The 17,649-nt window shown below is 39.4% G+C and carries 16 protein-coding genes; 10 read left to right on the plus strand and 6 right to left on the minus strand.

Annotated elements, in window-relative coordinates; all coding sequences use genetic code 11:
* The first annotated feature begins 99 nt into the window (after positions 1-99).
* On the plus strand, positions 100-1,080 hold the full coding sequence (locus tag GSQ19_RS19105; RefSeq protein ID WP_011319438.1) for an ABC transporter ATP-binding protein: 981 nt from the start codon (positions 100-102) through the stop codon (positions 1,078-1,080).
* Between the two features lie 17 nt (positions 1,081-1,097).
* Positions 1,098-1,886 carry an ABC transporter permease gene (locus GSQ19_RS19110; protein WP_011319439.1) on the plus strand — a complete coding sequence of 263 codons (789 nt, stop codon included), beginning with the start codon at positions 1,098-1,100 and terminating at the stop codon, positions 1,884-1,886.
* A 110-nt stretch (positions 1,887-1,996) separates the two neighbouring features.
* Here GSQ19_RS19110 and GSQ19_RS19115 read toward each other — a convergent pair whose 3' ends face one another.
* Both GSQ19_RS19115 and GSQ19_RS19120 read right to left on the minus strand, forming a co-directional pair.
* On the minus strand, positions 1,997-3,658 hold the full coding sequence (locus GSQ19_RS19115; RefSeq protein WP_011319440.1) for a serine/threonine-protein kinase: 1,662 nt from the start codon (positions 3,656-3,658) through the stop codon (positions 1,997-1,999).
* A gap of 102 nt (positions 3,659-3,760) precedes the next feature.
* Positions 3,761-4,615, minus strand: coding sequence for an alpha/beta fold hydrolase (locus GSQ19_RS19120; protein WP_011319441.1), 855 nt, complete (start codon positions 4,613-4,615; stop codon positions 3,761-3,763).
* Between the two features lie 406 nt (positions 4,616-5,021).
* On the opposite strand from GSQ19_RS19120, the gene GSQ19_RS19125 reads away from it, so the two are divergent.
* Positions 5,022-5,603, plus strand: coding sequence for a hypothetical protein (locus GSQ19_RS19125; protein ID WP_011319442.1), 582 nt, complete (start codon positions 5,022-5,024; stop codon positions 5,601-5,603).
* 86 nt (positions 5,604-5,689) lie between these two features.
* Here GSQ19_RS19125 and GSQ19_RS19130 read toward each other — a convergent pair whose 3' ends face one another.
* Positions 5,690-6,043, minus strand: a complete 354-nt coding sequence (locus GSQ19_RS19130; protein ID WP_011319443.1) for a Spx/MgsR family RNA polymerase-binding regulatory protein — start codon at positions 6,041-6,043, stop codon at positions 5,690-5,692.
* Between the two features lie 291 nt (positions 6,044-6,334).
* Here GSQ19_RS19130 and GSQ19_RS19135 point away from each other — a divergent pair, with 291 nt between their 5' ends.
* Entirely contained in the window at positions 6,335-7,666 is a 1,332-nt protein-coding gene (locus GSQ19_RS19135) for a hypothetical protein (RefSeq protein ID WP_011319444.1), read from the plus strand.
* A 30-nt stretch (positions 7,667-7,696) separates the two neighbouring features.
* Here the strand turns inward: GSQ19_RS19135 and GSQ19_RS19140 are convergent, their stop codons facing one another.
* Positions 7,697-8,623 (minus strand): lysylphosphatidylglycerol synthase transmembrane domain-containing protein, encoded by a 927-nt coding sequence (locus GSQ19_RS19140; RefSeq protein WP_011319445.1) that lies wholly within the window; start codon positions 8,621-8,623, stop codon positions 7,697-7,699.
* Positions 8,624-9,129: 506 nt separating this feature from the next.
* Between GSQ19_RS19140 and GSQ19_RS19145 the strand changes: the two genes are divergently transcribed.
* Together GSQ19_RS19145 and GSQ19_RS19150 are read left to right on the plus strand one after the other, a co-directional pair.
* Positions 9,130-9,705 carry a DUF6658 family protein gene (locus tag GSQ19_RS19145; RefSeq protein WP_011319446.1) on the plus strand — a complete coding sequence of 192 codons (576 nt, stop codon included), beginning with the start codon at positions 9,130-9,132 and terminating at the stop codon, positions 9,703-9,705.
* 56 nt (positions 9,706-9,761) lie between these two features.
* Positions 9,762-10,295, plus strand: a complete 534-nt coding sequence (locus GSQ19_RS19150; RefSeq protein WP_011319447.1) for a hypothetical protein — start codon at positions 9,762-9,764, stop codon at positions 10,293-10,295.
* Between the two features lie 162 nt (positions 10,296-10,457).
* Here GSQ19_RS19150 and larC read toward each other — a convergent pair whose 3' ends face one another.
* Entirely contained in the window at positions 10,458-11,747 is a 1,290-nt protein-coding gene (larC, locus tag GSQ19_RS19155; protein ID WP_011319448.1) for a nickel pincer cofactor biosynthesis protein LarC, read from the minus strand.
* A gap of 261 nt (positions 11,748-12,008) precedes the next feature.
* On the opposite strand from larC, the gene GSQ19_RS19160 reads away from it, so the two are divergent.
* The 4 genes from GSQ19_RS19160 (at position 12,009) to recQ (ending at position 17,275) form a co-directional block, all read left to right on the plus strand.
* On the plus strand, positions 12,009-12,668 hold the full coding sequence (locus GSQ19_RS19160) for an L-threonylcarbamoyladenylate synthase (protein ID WP_011319449.1): 660 nt from the start codon (positions 12,009-12,011) through the stop codon (positions 12,666-12,668).
* Positions 12,669-13,039: 371 nt separating this feature from the next.
* On the plus strand, positions 13,040-14,254 hold the full coding sequence (locus tag GSQ19_RS19165; RefSeq protein WP_011319450.1) for a HetZ-related protein: 1,215 nt from the start codon (positions 13,040-13,042) through the stop codon (positions 14,252-14,254).
* Positions 14,255-14,522: 268 nt separating this feature from the next.
* Positions 14,523-15,002 carry a PD-(D/E)XK nuclease superfamily protein gene (locus tag GSQ19_RS19170; RefSeq protein ID WP_011319451.1) on the plus strand — a complete coding sequence of 160 codons (480 nt, stop codon included), beginning with the start codon at positions 14,523-14,525 and terminating at the stop codon, positions 15,000-15,002.
* 116 nt (positions 15,003-15,118) lie between these two features.
* Positions 15,119-17,275 carry a DNA helicase RecQ gene (recQ, locus tag GSQ19_RS19175; RefSeq protein WP_011319452.1) on the plus strand — a complete coding sequence of 719 codons (2,157 nt, stop codon included), beginning with the start codon at positions 15,119-15,121 and terminating at the stop codon, positions 17,273-17,275.
* A 118-nt stretch (positions 17,276-17,393) separates the two neighbouring features.
* Here recQ and GSQ19_RS19180 read toward each other — a convergent pair whose 3' ends face one another.
* Positions 17,394-17,576 (minus strand): hypothetical protein, encoded by a 183-nt coding sequence (locus GSQ19_RS19180; RefSeq protein WP_011319453.1) that lies wholly within the window; start codon positions 17,574-17,576, stop codon positions 17,394-17,396.
* Between the last annotated feature and the right edge of the window lie 73 nt (positions 17,577-17,649).

A 17,649-nucleotide genomic window follows, 5' to 3' on the forward strand; every position in this document is an offset into this window, starting at 1 on the left:
GGTTAACGCTGAGGGGCGCAGAATGTAGCGAAATAATTTCATTTAGGGTGAAAAACATTTAGTATTATTGTTTGCTGCCTCCTAGATTCTTAGAGGTATATGTCAATTATTACTGTTGAAAATCTAAGTAAATCCTATCCAGTAGCGGTGAAAGAACCAGGAATTGGCGGTACAATCACTCACCTTTTCCGCCGCACCTACCGTTCAATACAAGCTGTTCAGGATGTTTCTTTTGAAATTGCACCTGGTGAAGTAGTGGGGTTTTTAGGGCCGAATGGTGCTGGTAAAACTACCACGCTGAAAATGCTGACAGGGTTGATACATCCTTCTCATGGTGTTGTCAGGGTGGCTGGCCATGTTCCTTTTCTGCGCCAAGAAGCATTTTTACAAAAAATCACTCTGGTAATGGGACAAAAGCAACAACTTCTCTGGGATTTACCAGCACTGGATTCTTTGAGAATTAATGCTGCTGTCTATGACATCTCGGACAAGGAATTTCAGCGTCGGGTAGGGGAATTAACAGAGATGCTGTCCTTGGAAGGTAAGCTGACTCAACCAGTGCGGAAACTTTCTTTGGGTGAACGCATGAAAGCTGAACTTTTGGCAGCGCTGTTACACCGTCCTCATGTATTGTTTTTGGATGAGCCAACATTGGGTTTAGATGTCAACGCTCAAGTTGCGGTACGTGATTTTTTACGCGAGTACAATCAACGTTATCAAGCTACAGTGTTGTTAACTAGTCATTACATGGCTGATATCACAGCTTTGTGTGAACGGGTGCTGTTGATTCATCAAGGAAAGCTCATGTATGACGGTAGCTTAGATGGACTACTAGAAAGTTTTGCTCCTTACCGAGAAGTTCGTGTAGAGTTAGCCCAACCTTTACCTTTAGAAACACTCAAATCTTATGGTGATGTGCAACTTTTAGAAGGGCGTGCGGTATGCTTTATAGTGCAGCAAGAGGTACTGACGCGCACAGTATCGAAAATATTAACAGAGTTAGAAGTTATAGATTTAACAGTAACGGAGCCACCTGTTGAGGAAGTGATAGGGCGAGTTTTCCAGGCAGGAGTTGTTTAATCAAAATTTAAAATCTCATGAAAAAGACTATTAGAAAAGCATGGACTTTGCTGACAGTTTACTACGCCTATATGGTTGAGTATCGAGCAGAACTAATCCTATGGGTCTTGTCTGGTTCTTTGCCAATTATTTTGATGGGTGCTTGGATAAAGGCGGCGCAAGGTGGTAGCTTTGGTTTATCGCCCGTGGATTTTGCCCGTTACTTTCTCACAGTTTTTATTGTGAGACAAATATCCGTTGTTTGGGTAATTTGGGAGTTTGAAAAAGAAGTAGTAGAAGGTAAATTATCACCTAAATTATTACAGCCATTAGATCCAGTATGGCATCACGTTGCATCCCATCTTTCAGAAAGGGTTGCTCGCATACCTTTTGCAATATTATTAATAGGGTTATTTTTTATTCTTTATCCCCAGGCGTTGTGGTTTCCAACCGTTAGTCAATTATTGTTATTTACAGTAGCTGTATCATTGGCTTTTGTACTGCGGTTTGTAATTCAATACACATTTGCTATGTTCGCCTTTTGGACGGAAAGGGCTAACGCTATAGAAAATTTTTGGTTTTTATTTTATTTATTTTTATCTGGATTAATTGCACCTTTAGATGTGTTTCCTCCCCAAATAAAAGCGATAGTTTTATTTACACCCTTTCCCTACTTGATTGATTTTCCCGCCAGTTTGTTGGTAGGGCTACCTGTAGATGTAGTACAGGGATTTTTGTCACTACTGGCTTGGATATTCATGTTTTGGGTGGTAAATCGTTTGCTGTGGCGTGCAGGATTGAAAAAATATTCAGGAATGGGAGCTTAAATTTACTAGTTCGTTGCCTATTTTATGAGTGATATTAATTAAAACGTGGAAGAAATATCTAATTTTTTAGTCTTTGATTAATAGAGGCGATCGCCTAAACTTAAACTACATTATAATTGGCTTGGTATTGTCTTAAATTTATCTACAGAACCCAAGGAATAATCATCTAATTGAAAATCGCCGAAAGGCTTATTTTCTAATCTATTTCGCAAAGCTTCATCTATAACTACGGCTTTAGATTGTCTTTTTAAACCGATAATAATTACACTTCTTTGGTATGCAGTTAAATCCCGATTACTTTGACAAACACTGCCTTGAAATTCCCCTAAGTTTAATAATCGATAGTTTTTAACGCTTGGGCTATTTTGAAATATTTTTTTAACTAAATTTTGTATCTGCTGGGAGCGCTCAAAAGCTTTACGTTGCGCGACTGATAAACTACCTTCACAGGAAGCAGTACCTACAGAGATAATCTCTTCAGGATTTTCCATAATTTCCTGGATACCTTCTTGTTCTAAACGCAATTTTAAAACATCTAGGCTTATTACTCTGTCATTATTTCTAATCTGAAAATTGCTACCTGAAAGCCATTTATGTTCTATTGATAAAACAGCAATATTAAATTTGGCGACTCGTCCTTGACTATCTTTACCTGTTTCATAAGGAAAGTAGGCAATCTTGCCCTTTCTCTGTGGTGACTGTCCTGGTGGTGGTAATAAAGTAAATCTTGGATAACCTATCATAAAGGCAACTAAACTCAGTAATCCAACTGAGACTATGAGGGCTGCACAAAATGCAATTAAAGGTACTTTATTAAAGCTTTTTGTGGGTGATTGTAAAGGCAGATGAGATTTTAGCTGAGTTTGCTGTTCGCTTTGAGGAATTTCGTTCCAATTCACTTGCTGTTGAATATCTCTAAGACGCTGCAAAATTCCCTGGGTATTGGTTGGACGGTTTTTTGATTCTGGTGCTATTAACCAATCGATGAAATTCAATAATAATGGTGAAATTTGTTTGGTATAGTTACGCCATCGCAATAAATTTTGATGGACATCATACATATCTAACGGGTGTTGTCCTGTTAGTAAAAAAACGAAGGTACGCCCCAAGCTGAAGAAATCTGATTGTGGTGTGGCTTCTCCATTCATTTGTTCTGGAGCGCTGTAACCAGATAATAAAGTGGGTGTGGTGGTTCCATTGGCATAATTCTTAGCTGTACCAAAATGAATTAAAACTAACTTGCCATCAGGTTGGAGCAAGATATTTGATGGCTTAATATCTAGATGCAGGTATAGTTTGCCATGCACTGAATCTAAAATTTCTGCCAACTGTATCAACCAAGTTATGGCTTGTGCTTGGGAAATCGGCTGATTTTGTTGCTGTTGTAACCACTCCTCCAAGTTTGTCCCTGTAATTTTATCCATAACAATGCAGTGCAGAATTACACCATTTCTGGTTTGATGCTGAAAATAGCTATCAACTTTAGGAATTCCCGAATGATTTAGCTGTCCTAATACGACTGCTTCTTGGCGAAATAATTCTACTGCTTTAGGGTCGCGGGAGAGGTTGGCTTTGAGTATCTTGAGGATTTTAGCTGTGTTTTCTTCATAGGCTTCATAAACTGTGGCGAAGCCAGTTGTATCACTTAATAATTGCGTTACCCGATAACGCCCTAGCAATTCCAACTGTGAACCACAACTTTGACAAAAGCGATTTTTGTCATTATGGGGGTGGTTAGGGTTGGGGCAAACTGGATTGATACAAAGGCTCATGATTAAGGAAGTCAGTAGTCGATAGTCAAAAGAGTAAAATGAGCCTTGGCGATGACTGTAGCGTTACTAGCACGGCTAATTTTATCCTTCTGTTCCTATCTATCAATCATGAGACTTATTTTCCTGACATTCTGCTAAGAATGCTGCTATTGTCTGATTAAAGGTTTGCGGTGCGGTTAAAAAAGGCCAATGATTGCCAGGAATTTGGCACAGACGGAAATTTTTGAGGTAAGTTTTGTAAGGTTTGATTTGCCATTCGAGGCGGTTCAGTCCCTGTTCTGACTGGACAAACAGGGCGGGAGTGTCTAAGGGGATGGTGAAACCAGGTACGCGCAATACTGCGTCAAAGATGCCATCACGGGCGGCGATTGTAAATTTACTCCCCCAGCTACCATCGGGTTTTTGTTCGAGTCCTGCTTGAAACACTTGCTGTTGTAAGGGACTCCAGCCTTGGAACTGGTTTAATTGCTGCGCCTCTTGTTCGGCTTGTTCGTAGCTGGTGAACGGCCCCATCCCTTTGAGAAAGGATAAAAAGCGGTAAAGCAGAGGAAAGGTAAGGCGGAAGAGGTTGGGCATTTTCCAAATGAAAATGGGGTCAACTAGCACCATACTCCGTAGACGTTGGGGGTTTTGCCTTGCCCAAATGACTGCTAATTTACCTGTCCAGGAGTGACTAACAATATGGGCTGATGACCAGCCTAGATGATTCATCAAAGCTTCTAGATCAGCGATCGCACTCTCAAAGCTATAATCTTTATCTGGCTTACTACTTTCGCCATGACCCCGCATATCTGGCGCTACTATGTGATATCCAGCCGCTAAATCATCCCCTAAGCTAGACCAGACTAAGGCATGGTCGCCTAAACCATGTAACAGTAGCAAGGGTTCTTTACCTTGATTCCACTCCAAGTAGGACAGTTGGATATCAGATGTTGATAAGGTTTGGCGTACAGGCATCGTCTTCAGTAATTCACAATTCAAAATATTCAGCCGTAAACAGTACTTAATAACTGATAAAGAAGCGCTGTTACGGGTACTTTACGAGAATCAATACCAGAAATGCAAGCATTGGCGATGCTAGCTAGTCATTAGTTATTGAAAATTTTGCCTACACTCCTACTACTGTATCCTCATTTCTCAGAAGAAGTGTTATCTATTCTTATCTATGGGGAATCATAATGTATGAGTAACTCTCAGTATTATCTAATGCCATTAGCAAATACTTATTCCAGAAGATTTTCTGAGTTATATCTTTTGATGGATTAGCAATAAATCAAAAATAAATCAACTGTTTTTTTGGCTATTCTATATTTCCTTCTTTAGGTACTTAGCTAAAAACCCTCATATTTGGTATTTTACTGGTATGGCAATAATTAAGCACAATTTTTTAAATAACTCAGTAGATTCGTCAGAATTATTAGATCACAAAAATATTGAAGCGCAGAGAATACAAGACGTTCAGCTTTTGCTGCAAAACTTATCTGAAAGTGAAGAAGCAACGATTAAGCTGATTCTAGATTGCCTCTATGATATCGGTTCAGTCAACTTGATTAATCAAAGGTTTCGCTATCGACCCTTTAACCGAGTAGTTAAATTAATCGCTCGGCTTTCTAAACCTATATTTAGAATCTATGGGTGGCATTGGTTTAAGAAAAATTGTCCTCAATTAATTGCTAATTGGTTGCATTCCCAAGTAGCTTTTGAGTATGTAGTAAATACACCTGAACAAATAGCAGTTGCAGTCTCGGCAATTCAACAGCATCAGCCATTGCCATTAGATCATTACAATCTTGAGGTTAAGGCTTTACGCAATCAAATAAGATGGCTAACGGGAATTACTATAGTCTCGCTGTCAACCTTGGGAATAGTATTTACTATATTTAACAGCAATCCACAGATACTACTACGAAACATACCGCAATTTCAACCAACAATCTGCCGATAAATATTATATGTAAAAACAGTTATTTATTTTACAAAATATAGAGTGATAATTTGAGGATAAAAATTAAAAACAAATGACTTACTTGATTAAAATCCTAATTTTTCTTGAATTACTTTCTCATCCCTAAAACCTACCGCTACTGCTATCCCATCCTTAACAAACAGGGGACGTTTAAGTAGCATGGCATCTTTAGCAAATTCTTCAATCCATTGCTCATCAGTCCAGTTCTTTTTTTCTTCACCCAAAGCGCGGTAGGATTGACCGGAAGTATTACGCATTGGTGTAGAACCTAAAGATTTTACCCAGTTCTGGATATTCTCACGCGTTGGTGGATTTTCTTTGGTATTGATAAATTCATAGTCAACCTTATGGGCTTGAAGCCAGTTAAAAGCTTTTTTACAAGTGCCACAATTGGGTATTCCGTAGACTTGAATGGACATAATACAAGTTTCTCAATAATTTCATGATATCTAAATATATACATAGCTGGTGCAACTTCTAACAGCCTCTAATTTGGACTTGATGATCCATACACCAAGGAGTACAAGTATCATTTATATACTAGTAATTACCACTAGGTATTGACTGAGGAAGATTGAACAGTTGATAAGCTATACCGTAAATTCACTAAAACTCTGTAAAAAAATTAAGATAGCTTGATTGATACTAGGGTGTATCAAGGGTAAGCTATTAACAATAAAGTTAAAAAATATTTGGTCTTGATAAATTCCATGACCACCAATAGTTTGCCTAGTATTTTAGGAAATCAACATACTGTTAAACAGAATTATCCAGAGCCGAGTTTACAAGCTTTACAAGAAAGTCTTTACAACTTCTTAATACAACTTGTAAATATATATCCCCCAGAGGAGGCTTTAAAGGAATTTAAACAGTTATTTATTCATTGTCTGGAGTCTGGTAATTTTTCTGCTGTGCCAGTCATCCAGAAAATGGTGATGTTTGATAATGAAGAAGAGTTTCACTACACGCTCAAACGTTCCTGCTACATTTTAATTAATAATTGGGCAGCTAAGAGAAAACATAAGTATATTCACGAACTAATTAGCTTATTTACTCAATTACCAGTAAATAAACTACTAATATATAGTTGCCCAGAATTAATTACATATCAGGTATGGCTGGAGAACTTTGCTCATAGTCAAGATTATCAAGAACTGAAAAAATTTAATTATACAAATACTAATAAAAGTCAAACACACTGGAGCGATCGCTATGCTAATTATCTCTTAGTTGCCCAATCTGTAGATCCTGATAAACCTCAGGAACAACAAGAGGCAGCAAGCAAACTCTCCAAGCAAATGAAGGACAAGTATAAGTTTGAGCTAGCAATGTATATTGCTCGTTCTCAGTCTACTGCTTCTAGTCCAACACGATATCATAACCCTAGCATTTTTGGGGATGAGGTTTTGCGTCTCATCAAAATGATTGTGGTGAAGAAAGGAAAATTCAGTTATGAGAACATTGCCCATATATTCCTCAAGCAAACTGAAAATCAAACGCTGAAGCAGTTTAAAAAAAGCATCCATAAATATTTGTTTTTTTCTGTGGGTAATCAAGCGATCGCAGAAATTATCAGTCAAATTTTGACAGAAAAACTGTCACTATGGAAGGTAGAAAAAGATGAGGTATGTTTAAGTAAAGATTTATTGTTGAGGGTTTGTAATCGATTAATTGATTTTCTGACTACGGAAAATCGCCAGGAGCCTTCCGAGTTATTCACTTTATTACTTTCTCATGGGCATCCTTTAACTTTAGTAGTTATTCTCCTGAAAATTATTTGTATTTGTAAAAGCACCCGTAGCCATTTAGAAAGCCGGATTGCAGATTTGATTAATTTTTACAAAGATAAATCAGAGGATGAATGTAAATGGCTAATTCAGTTCATTGAATTTTATAATATTACCTTTGCAATTTATGCAGAAAACGTAGAGTATAATTTGCTGAAGATGGTAGAAGATGAAGCATCTGGTAATTCGCACACAAATTTGGACACTTATCGTGTATTTTCCCAAGTGAAAGCGGATGCAAATATACCTGATTAAATGATACTTGCCAATTTCTGTTGGTAAAATTTATGACTTAGCAATTTTTTCATCCAAGGAAGCCAAAACAGCACCAGCAGTTTCCGCAATAATACTAATCAAACGATATAAAGCGATCGCACTAATCACCGCCGCCGAGGGAAAGCGGTTTTGCAAAAGAGCGATCGCTGTTGCTTCAAATACACCCAAACCCCCAGGCGCACCCGGAATCACAAACCCTAACAACCAAGAAAAACTAAAAGCACCCAATAAGAGGGGAATTTGACTGATATTCAAGGGCATCAAAGCAAACAAAGTGAGGATAAATCCTATCCCGCGTATCACCAAAAATCCCAACTCACCTAATAATGGTCGAAAGGGATAGCGTTCAATGCTAAAAGCCGTAGTTGGTTGGGAATCTGACTTTTTGGCTTTCAATTTGTACAAAAAGCCGATAACTGGATTCAAAAATCGGGGATGTATCCCAGCCAGTATTATGACTAAACTCAATAACTGTGAAATGCGTAGTGTCAGGCTATTACTACTAACCGCGAATCTACTGCCAAACATTACTACAATTATTAAAGCCGCAGCCGCCATGAGTAAAGGTTCTAACAACACACTCAGAGTAGCTGCACCAGTGGTAACGTTAGCATTTTTCAACGCCACAATTCGCCGATAATGATGCCAAACATTACCAGGTAAATACTTTGCAATATTAGTTTTGAGATACACCTGTATCAACTCAGTAGTTGGTATTGATTGATTTAAATCTTGTAAAATCAAAGTCCAGATCCAACCTGCCCAAGTATGAGCTAGTAAAGTTATACCTGTGGCGATCGCTAAAACCGCCCAACCAACTTCATTAATACGGATAGCTGTAACTTCTAACCAGTTATCCTTGAGGGCTTTGGCTAAAAAAATCAGCGTTGCGCCTAAAATTACCCAACGTAAAATTTGCTTCAATTTTATCTTCATTGGACAGCGAAAACACCCGAAGCTGAATATTTCAGATTTTATGCTAAATCAGCTACAAGCCATCATTATTATGGGAAATTTTATTCCCAAGTAAAATATGGCTTTTTTATGAGTATTTATATCAGATATTTAGTATTCTAGATTGTTTTAACTGAGCATATTTTTATGTATTGGTTGAAAATTAAACATAACCATGAATACAATTCAAGGTCTTACCCAAGAGTGAAATAAATATCATAAATATTTAATTAACCAATCAAGTTACAGAAATTTCCAGGGGAGCAATAATATTGCGATATATTAAGCTCTATCTCTCTGTAGTTAGATAAATATGGCACATTATCGCTCAAATTAATGTGACTTACGCTAGATGGAAAGATGTTTTTAAATCCCTAACATTGATAACTGTTGGTTAAATAATTAGTCAACATAAAAAACAACAAAACTTTCGCCTGTCCGAGGAAATATTAAGCGATAAATTTTGTGATTGATAAAAGGAGGAACTAGTGAACAGTTTAACAAATATATGGAAAAATCTGCGACTACGCCAGATTTTAACTGTATTTTTGGCTGGTATATTGTTAATGATTAGTACTGCTTGTAGCCAAGGTAATCCTCAAGGGGCAAATCCTCAAAATCCTGCTGTACAAGCTGGTGGCGCTAATAATCCTTATAAAAATGGTGGAGATAAATACGTCAATTCTAGGTTCTCTACAGATCCTAATATCACTAACCCAGAAACTAAGAAAAGACGTGATCAAGCTAACTTACCAAGCAGTTCACAAATACTGATTGCTGTTAATGCTGTTAATAGAGAATCAGAACTACTTTACCCTGGAGCCGAAACACCAGCAGGCAGAGTCAAGAAAGAAGCGGAACTGCCAATCATTCGAGAAGAAGACTTCCAGCACCCCGAACCAGGTGGCTTGATTCAGAATGAGCCAAATGTAGGAACTCGCATTCAAGAACGGCTAGAAACTGTTAAAGAATCAGTACAAGAGGCTTCTAAATTTATCCAAAATAAGGCAGATGAAGGTAGTTCTAGACCTGAATTACAAAAAAATCCTGCCGTTGGTAGATAGGATTTTTTACATCATCCAAAGTTTAATTGAGTCACAAAAAAACAAGGAGTAGCACTATGAAAAAGTTCATTAATTGGTTGAAGAATGTTCGTCCCCTGAAAATTGCCACAGTTTTTGTATTAGGATTTTTCCTATTGTTTACCCAATCTTGTTCTGCTAAAGGAATTGCCGCACAACCACCACAGCAAAAAGCTGAATCCGCTTATATTGAAAGATACGATCCCACAAAAGAATATCCGCTTAACGCTCCCAAGGGCGGAATGAATAACTTTAGCGATGTAGATCCTAGAGCCGAAGTTGGGGAAAAAACAGCCGAAACTAAAGCTAAAGCTCTGCGAGACAATGCTAAGAGAAACGTTGATGAAAAAGGCATTGACAGCACAGAACAATATGCTCGCAATTATCGCCAAGGTACACCCTTTGGAGAAAGAGTGAAGAACTTAGGTGAAGACATCGGTAGTTCTGCTGAAGAACTGCGCGAAGGTGTTGTTAAAGGAACTCAACGTGGTCTAGAAAATATCAAAGAGAATACCCAGAATGCTGGTGAGGACTTGGTCAAAAAAGGAAAGCAAACCACAGGAAACGATTAATTTATTTTGCTTTGTGTGTTAGTTGTTAGTTGTCAATTGTCAGTTGTTGAGAGAATCTGGTCTAATACCCCAACCCGCAAGTGGAGTTGTTTTTACTATCTTTGCCACTAACTAATGACCACTGACTACTGACAAGACTCCACCCACAAGGGGATGGAGTTTTTATTTTGTATTTTGAATTGATTCATACCAACCCTGTAACGCCAGTTGCTGAATTTCCCGCCAGGGAATTTTGTGTTTACGGGCTAATTCTGCACAATCTTCATACTCTGGCTGGACGTTGGTGATGACTTTTTCTGGTGATTGTCCATGCCATGCTATTTTAATTCGTACTGTGCCATATTTCGTTTCTATTTGTTTAAATTCCCGTTGTAAGATGGCGCGTTGCTGGGTAGTCCGGCGGATTCCCAAGGTGGTAGTTTCGCGGAATAGTACTGCTTCACAATCACTTAGAGTTTCTGGATGACAAATCACAGTTAGTAGAATCCCTGGACGGGATTTTTTCATGCCTATCGGTTGAGTGAAGACATCAAGCGCACCAACTGCGAACAATTGTTCAAAGACATAACCGATCGCCTGTGGATTTAAATCATCAATTTGAGTTTCCAGTACAGAGATTGTCTCTAGAGTTGGGCTATTAGCAGCAGAATCCGTGATATTTGCCTGTAGATTAGCACCTTCGCCCAGCCAGAGCCGTAGTATATTAGGTATAGGTAGATTAATCGTGCCTGCTCCTAATCCTACCTGTTTGATTGTCATGGGTGGTGGCGCTCCAAATTCCTTGACTAGGGTCGTGGCGATCGCTGCTCCTGTTGGTGTCACCAATTCCCGGTCAATACCGTTGCTATAAACTGGACAACCCCGCATTTCCCATAACTTCAAAACTGCTGGTACTGGTACTGCCATTTGTCCGTGGGCGGCGCGTACAGTTCCCCCACCAGTGGGAAAGGCCGAACAATAAAGCAGTGGGAATCCTGCGTTATCACTAGCAATGCCCAACCAATCTAAACCCAAGCAAGTGCCAACGATGTCTACAATCGCATCCACCGCACCTACTTCATGAAAATGAACCTTTTCCGGAGCAATCCCATGCACAGCCCCTTCAGCTACCGCTAATTGGCGAAATACAGCTAAACTCCAAGCCTCAGCCCTTGGTGGTAAACCTGCTTGCAAAATCATTTGCTCAATTTCTGGCAAGTGTCGCCCGTGGTGATGATGTTCGTGGTCATGGTCATGGTGATGATGATGGTCAATCAAATCTACATGAACCTTCGTGGCTTCCTGACCATTACGTTGCACCTTTTCCGCCCTTAACTTATATTCCTGAGAAATACCCAAGTTATTGAGTTTTGCTATGAGGTATTCCACCGGAACACCCAGGCTAACTAAGGTTCCCAGGCACATATCACCAGAAATGCCTGTCGGACATTGAAGGTAAGCAATTTTGTTCATAAAGATAATTCGTAATTTTTAATTTCTAATTCGTAATTAACGCTGATAACTAAGTATTACGCATTGTTAAGTACGAACTCTCGTGATTTGCCCGTAAAAATATGTATCTACAGTTTAAGCAATTGCTTCTTTATGTAAATATGTGCAACGCTTAATTTTACATAAATGTCGATAGATAAGAAACAGACGGAAAACTTACTGAAAGATTCCTCCCCTAAGTCCCTATTCCCCAATCTTCAACATTCAGTAACCCAAAATTTTATGGCAAAAATTATCGCTGTCCATCCTGATAATCCCCAGAGTCGCAGAATAGAGGAAATAAGGTCAGCGCTTTCCAGTGGCGCGGTGATGCTTTATCCAACTGACACAGTTTATGCGATCGGTTGTGATTTAAATGTCAAGTCTGCGGTGGAAAGAGTGCGGCAAATCAAGCAGTTAGCAAACGATAAACCACTGACATTTTTATGTCCTTCACTGTCTAATGTAGCTACTTATGCCTTTGTCAGTGATACAGCTTATCGAATTATGAAGCGACTAATACCAGGAACTTACACATTTTTGTTACCTGCAACTAAGTTGGTACCAAAATTAGTCCAAAGTCCCAAGCGTAAAACTACTGGAATTCGCGTACCAAATCATACTGTATGTTTAGCATTACTTGAAGCCTTGGGGAATCCGATTATTTCCACTTCAGCACACATACCGCCAGATGAGGCAGGTAATGGGAAAGTCGGGATAGTTTCAGAATCGATTACCTCAATGGCAGAGCTATTTGACCGCGTGGATAAATTAGTTGATGTGATTGTAGACACTGGACAGGAACCAACTTACGATGTGTCCACAATCGTTGATTTGACGGGAGATGAACCAATGATTACTAGACAAGGATTAGGTTGGGAAGCGGTAAAAGCGTGGGTATAAACAACGAACTTCACCGCCTTTCTTGTCAGTTTCGGAATAGCGCAGCAAAATGCCTCCAGTTTCGTGAGCGTCATAACTAAGAGTTAAGCTAGTGGATCTGATGAAATAGGAGTATTGCTAGATACATTAAGGTTTTTAGCAATTTGGCAGGCAAAGCGAATATGGGTGTGTTAACCTCGATCTGGTTGCGAGTGAAAAAAGCGACACATGACCTTCTCTGTAACTTTTTTCGATTGCGTACAGTCTTATATATGAGCGGTACTTGTCTTAGGTCTTGATGGATGAATGGTCAAAGATTCTCCAGCAAAGCCCATTTTCAGGTGCTGTTTGTGCATTCTACTTAAGGTGCAAGACCAAACCCAGGAAAATACATGAAAGTAAACCTTGCAAATCTACCAATCTCTACATCTGATTTTGTTAGCAACATCGTCACTGAGGAATTACCTGCTACAGGTGCTTTAATGCAATTTCTATTGCAAGAAATGCAGGCTCAAGTCAAAGCATCCCCAAAGTGTGTACAAGCCGTAGCTCAACGCATGGCTAAAGAAGTGAACCGCATATGCGATAAAAGCTCTCGCATTCAAACATCTGGTGAGGTTCACTCTTGGCAATTAACTCTGGCTCGTCATCGTTTGCAAAAATGCCTACATTACTATCAATTAGGTTCTCAACGGGGACGGGTAGAATTACATAGTAGTCTAGGCGCTATGGTTTACCGTCATGTGACGATCGCCGGTTCAGATTTAGGGTTTGATGGACGTTACAGTTTAATTGAAGATTTTCTCCAAGCATTTTACATTGAGGCTATCAAAGCTTTTCGTCGAGAAAATGAACTGGCTGAAGATTACACACCACGTACTCAACTGCAACTAGCAGAATATATGGCGTTTACCGAACAGTACGCCAAGCGCCGAATTAACTTACCGGGTGGCAATAATCAACAATTAGTTATTTTACGCGCCCAAGGTTTTGCTCGTCGTCAGCCCCAAGAGACAACAGTAGATATTGAAATGGCGGTAGAATCTGCCAAAAGTGAGGAGGCTGAATCTTACCAGCGTAACTCGGCGGTGCAGCAAATCCGCTCCCAAATGATTGCCCAAACTAATTTTGACCCTTCAGAAGAATCAGAACGCGATCGCATCATTGCCGAATTAATTAAATACCTAGAATCTCAAGGTCAATCGGACTGCATTGATTACCTCACCCTCAAGCTGCAAGACCTCTCAGCACCAGAAATCGACCAAATTCTCGGTCTGACCAGCCGTCAACGCGATTATCTACAACAGCGTTTTAAATATCATGTGCAGAAGTTTGCCAAACAACACCAATGGCAATTAGTCCACCAATGGTTAGGTGCAGGTTTAGAACAGAAATTGGGTTTATCTGCCCAGCAGTGGAACACTTTGATGGGTACACTGTCTCTACCACAACAACAACTCCTGCAATTAAAGCTGGCGAGACATAGTGATCAGGCGATCGCTAAAACCCTCAAATGTACTCCCAAGCAATTACAAAAACGCTGGACTGAACTGCTAGATACCGCATGGGCTATCCGCAACGGTAATACTGAAGTTCAAGCAGGCTAAATCATCAGATTTCATCAGTTGGTTAGACAAGTTATTACCAAGATTTTCTGCAAAATCCTACTGCATAACTAACATTAAAATTCTTCTCTCTTTAGCTCTTAGTCTTGATTTTGATCACATCATCCTATGATTTATTTAGTACAATTGCACTAAAAATTAACTTGGTAAAATCTCAATTGAAAATTCATATTAAGTAATCGATCATTTGCGACTGGTTCCATGAAATCCTGAAATGAGCATGGTTGATGCAAAATGATGGGTGATAAACATGACTCCGGGTGCAAAAGCGAATCAGTCAGGCAGGATTTTAGAAACTAATGTAGAAGCAATACTAACTGCCTATGAGTACTTTCAAATTGGCACTCATGTCACAAAAGAATATTTACTCAACGCTAGTTTATTAAAAAAACGCTACGCTAAACAGGTTTATATTGGTAACGGAGTATATCAAACATCACTAAAAGTTGATTTTTATGTTGTGGGCTTGCCTCTCAATCCATCAGAATTAATTATTGAGTGTAAATGGCAAGAAAGTGGTGGCTCCGTTGATGAAAAGTTTCCTTATTTAAATTTGAATATTCAACAATATTACCCAGCACCGACAATTGTCGTGATTGGTGGTGAAGGGATGAGAGAAGGGGCGATTCAGTGGTTAAGGCAACAAGTAAATTTTAACCATAATCTCCTAGCAGTACATACACTAGATAGATTTATTGCCTGGGCTAATAAAACTTTTGGCGTTGCATAATACAGAAATGCACGAAGCCATTATCTTGCGCGCCAGAAAAACTTTATTCCCCATTGTTAAAATCTTGTTATCCTCGGTAAACACCCACGCAGAACGCAATCAAAAAAGCGATCGCTATGCTTCAGTATCCCAATCTCGAACAGGCGCTAAAATATCACTTCGGTTACGATAACTTTCGTCCCGGACAACGGCAAATAATTGAAGATGCGCTGCAAAATCGAGATTTAATGGTAGTGATGCCTACGGGTGGAGGAAAGTCTTTGTGCTTTCAGTTACCTGCACTCATGAAGCAGGGTTTGACTGTGGTGGTATCACCGTTGATTGCTTTGATGCAAGACCAAGTGGAAGCACTACGTAATAATAATATCTCTGCCACTTTCCTTAATAGTAGTTTGAATGCGTATCAGGTGCGATCACGTGAGGAAGCCATTCTCAATGGTAAGGTAAGATTACTTTACGTCGCTCCAGAACGTCTCCTCAGTGAAAGATTTCTGCCATTTCTCGATTTAGTCAACGAAAAAGTTGGCATATCTATCTTTGCAATTGATGAAGCCCATTGTGTCTCTGAGTGGGGACACGATTTCCGTCCAGAATATCGCCAATTAAAATCCCTACGCAAGCGTTACCCAAATGTTCCCGTTTTGGCACTTACCGCCACAGCCACAGACCGCGTCCGTTCTGATATCATCCAACAACTGGGATTAAAGCAACCAAGTATTCATCTTGCCAGTTTTAATCGCCAAAATCTTTATTACGAAGTCCGCCCCAAAAGTAAACAAGCTTACGCTGAATTATTAGAATTAATTCGAGATAATGAAGGTTCAGCGATTATTTATTGTTTAACTCGGAAAAAAGTTGAGGAACTAACATTTAAACTGCAAAAAGATAAGATTTCCGCCTTATCTTATCATGCCGGATTACCTGATGATGAGCGTAGCAAAAACCAAACGCGGTTTATTCGGGATGATGTGCGGGTAATGGTAGCCACAATCGCCTTTGGCATGGGTATTAATAAGCCAGATGTGCGCTTAGTGGTACATTTTGATATTCCCCGAAATTTGGAGAGTTACTATCAAGAATCAGGTAGGGCTGGTAGGGATGGAGAACCATCACGCTGCACAATCTTTTTTAGTTTTGGTGATATTAAAACTATTGAATGGAGTATTGAGCAAAAAACAGACCCCCAAGAACAGTTGATTGCTAAACAACAACTGCGACAGATGATAGATTACGCTGAGGGGACAGACTGTCGTCGGACAATTCAACTGGGTTATTTTGGTGAAAGGTTTGCGGGTAATTGTGGTAACTGTGATAATTGCCGTTATCCTAAACCCATGCAAGACTGGACAATTGAGGCGATGAAGTTTCTATCTTGTGTAGCCCGTTGTAAAGAAAGGTTTGGGATGCTACACATAATTGATGTGTTGCGGGGGGCAAAAAAAGACAAAATCATTCAATATGAACACGATAAGCTTTCTACCTATGGGATTGGCAAAGATAGAACAGTGGATGAGTGGCGGACTCTGGGAAGATCACTTTTACATCAAGGTTTATTGGAACAGACTAGCGATGGTTACTCGGTTTTAAAATTAAACGCCCTCAGTTGGGAAGTGATGAAGCGACAACGCCAAGTGTTTCTCTCTGTTCCTGTAGCACAAAAGCTGAGTTTGATACAAGAGACTCCCAAATTTGAAGAAGCAGAAGCATTATTACATAGACTGCGATCGCTGCGTAAACAACTTGCTGATGAACAGTCTGTACCGCCCTACGTCGTCTTCCACGATTCCACATTAAAGTTAATGGTACAGGTGCAACCGCAAAACTTACTGGAATTCTCTAAACTATCTGGCGTTGGAAGTCACAAATTAGCCCAATATGGTGAGAAATTCATCGCCGAAATTCGCGCCTACCGCCAAGAAAAACATCCTCAAGAAAAACCAGTTAATCTTGCACCTACAGCCAGTGTAGTTTCCGATAGCGAAATACAGACCTTACAATTACATCAACAAGGTTTAAGTATTGCCGAAATAGCCCGCAAACGCAAACTCAGTCCAGCAACAATTTCTACTCATTTAGGTAAACTGATTGAGAAAAATCAGCCAGTCGATTTAAACCAACTGGTTCCCTTAGAACATCAACAAAAAATTTGGCAAGTACTAGAAGTGCTTGGTGATATAGCTTTAACACCCATTAAAGAACAGTTAGGTGAAAGCTATTCTTTTGAAGAAATTCGCTTAGTCAGAGAAAAATGGCGGCGACAAAACAGAAAGTAAGATATTCTGCTTTTAAGTTGCACAATCCATCGTGAAGGCTGTTGACAGTTGACTGTTAAATGTCAACAGTTAACAGCCCTTATTGGAAGTTATCCTCTCCCACTACTCCCCATCTTGACTAAGGAGTCACATCTACGTAGCTGGAAATCTTGGGGTGAGAATCTTCTAACTCTATAGGAGATTGTTTGGGTAAATTATTTTGAGGTTTTTTGCTTGCCAAAATTACAGATAAGAGCCTTGGCAGTGCAAGACAGACAATAGCATTTACTAAAGTTAAGAGGATGCCGTCAATCAGACTCATAATATAACTGCCTATTGCAAAGGTTTTTTATTATTCTTTAACTAGTGTGAAACACAATTGAGATGATTGATTA

This window comes from Trichormus variabilis 0441 (assembly GCF_009856605.1).
Lineage (GTDB): Bacteria > Cyanobacteriota > Cyanobacteriia > Cyanobacteriales > Nostocaceae > Trichormus > Trichormus variabilis.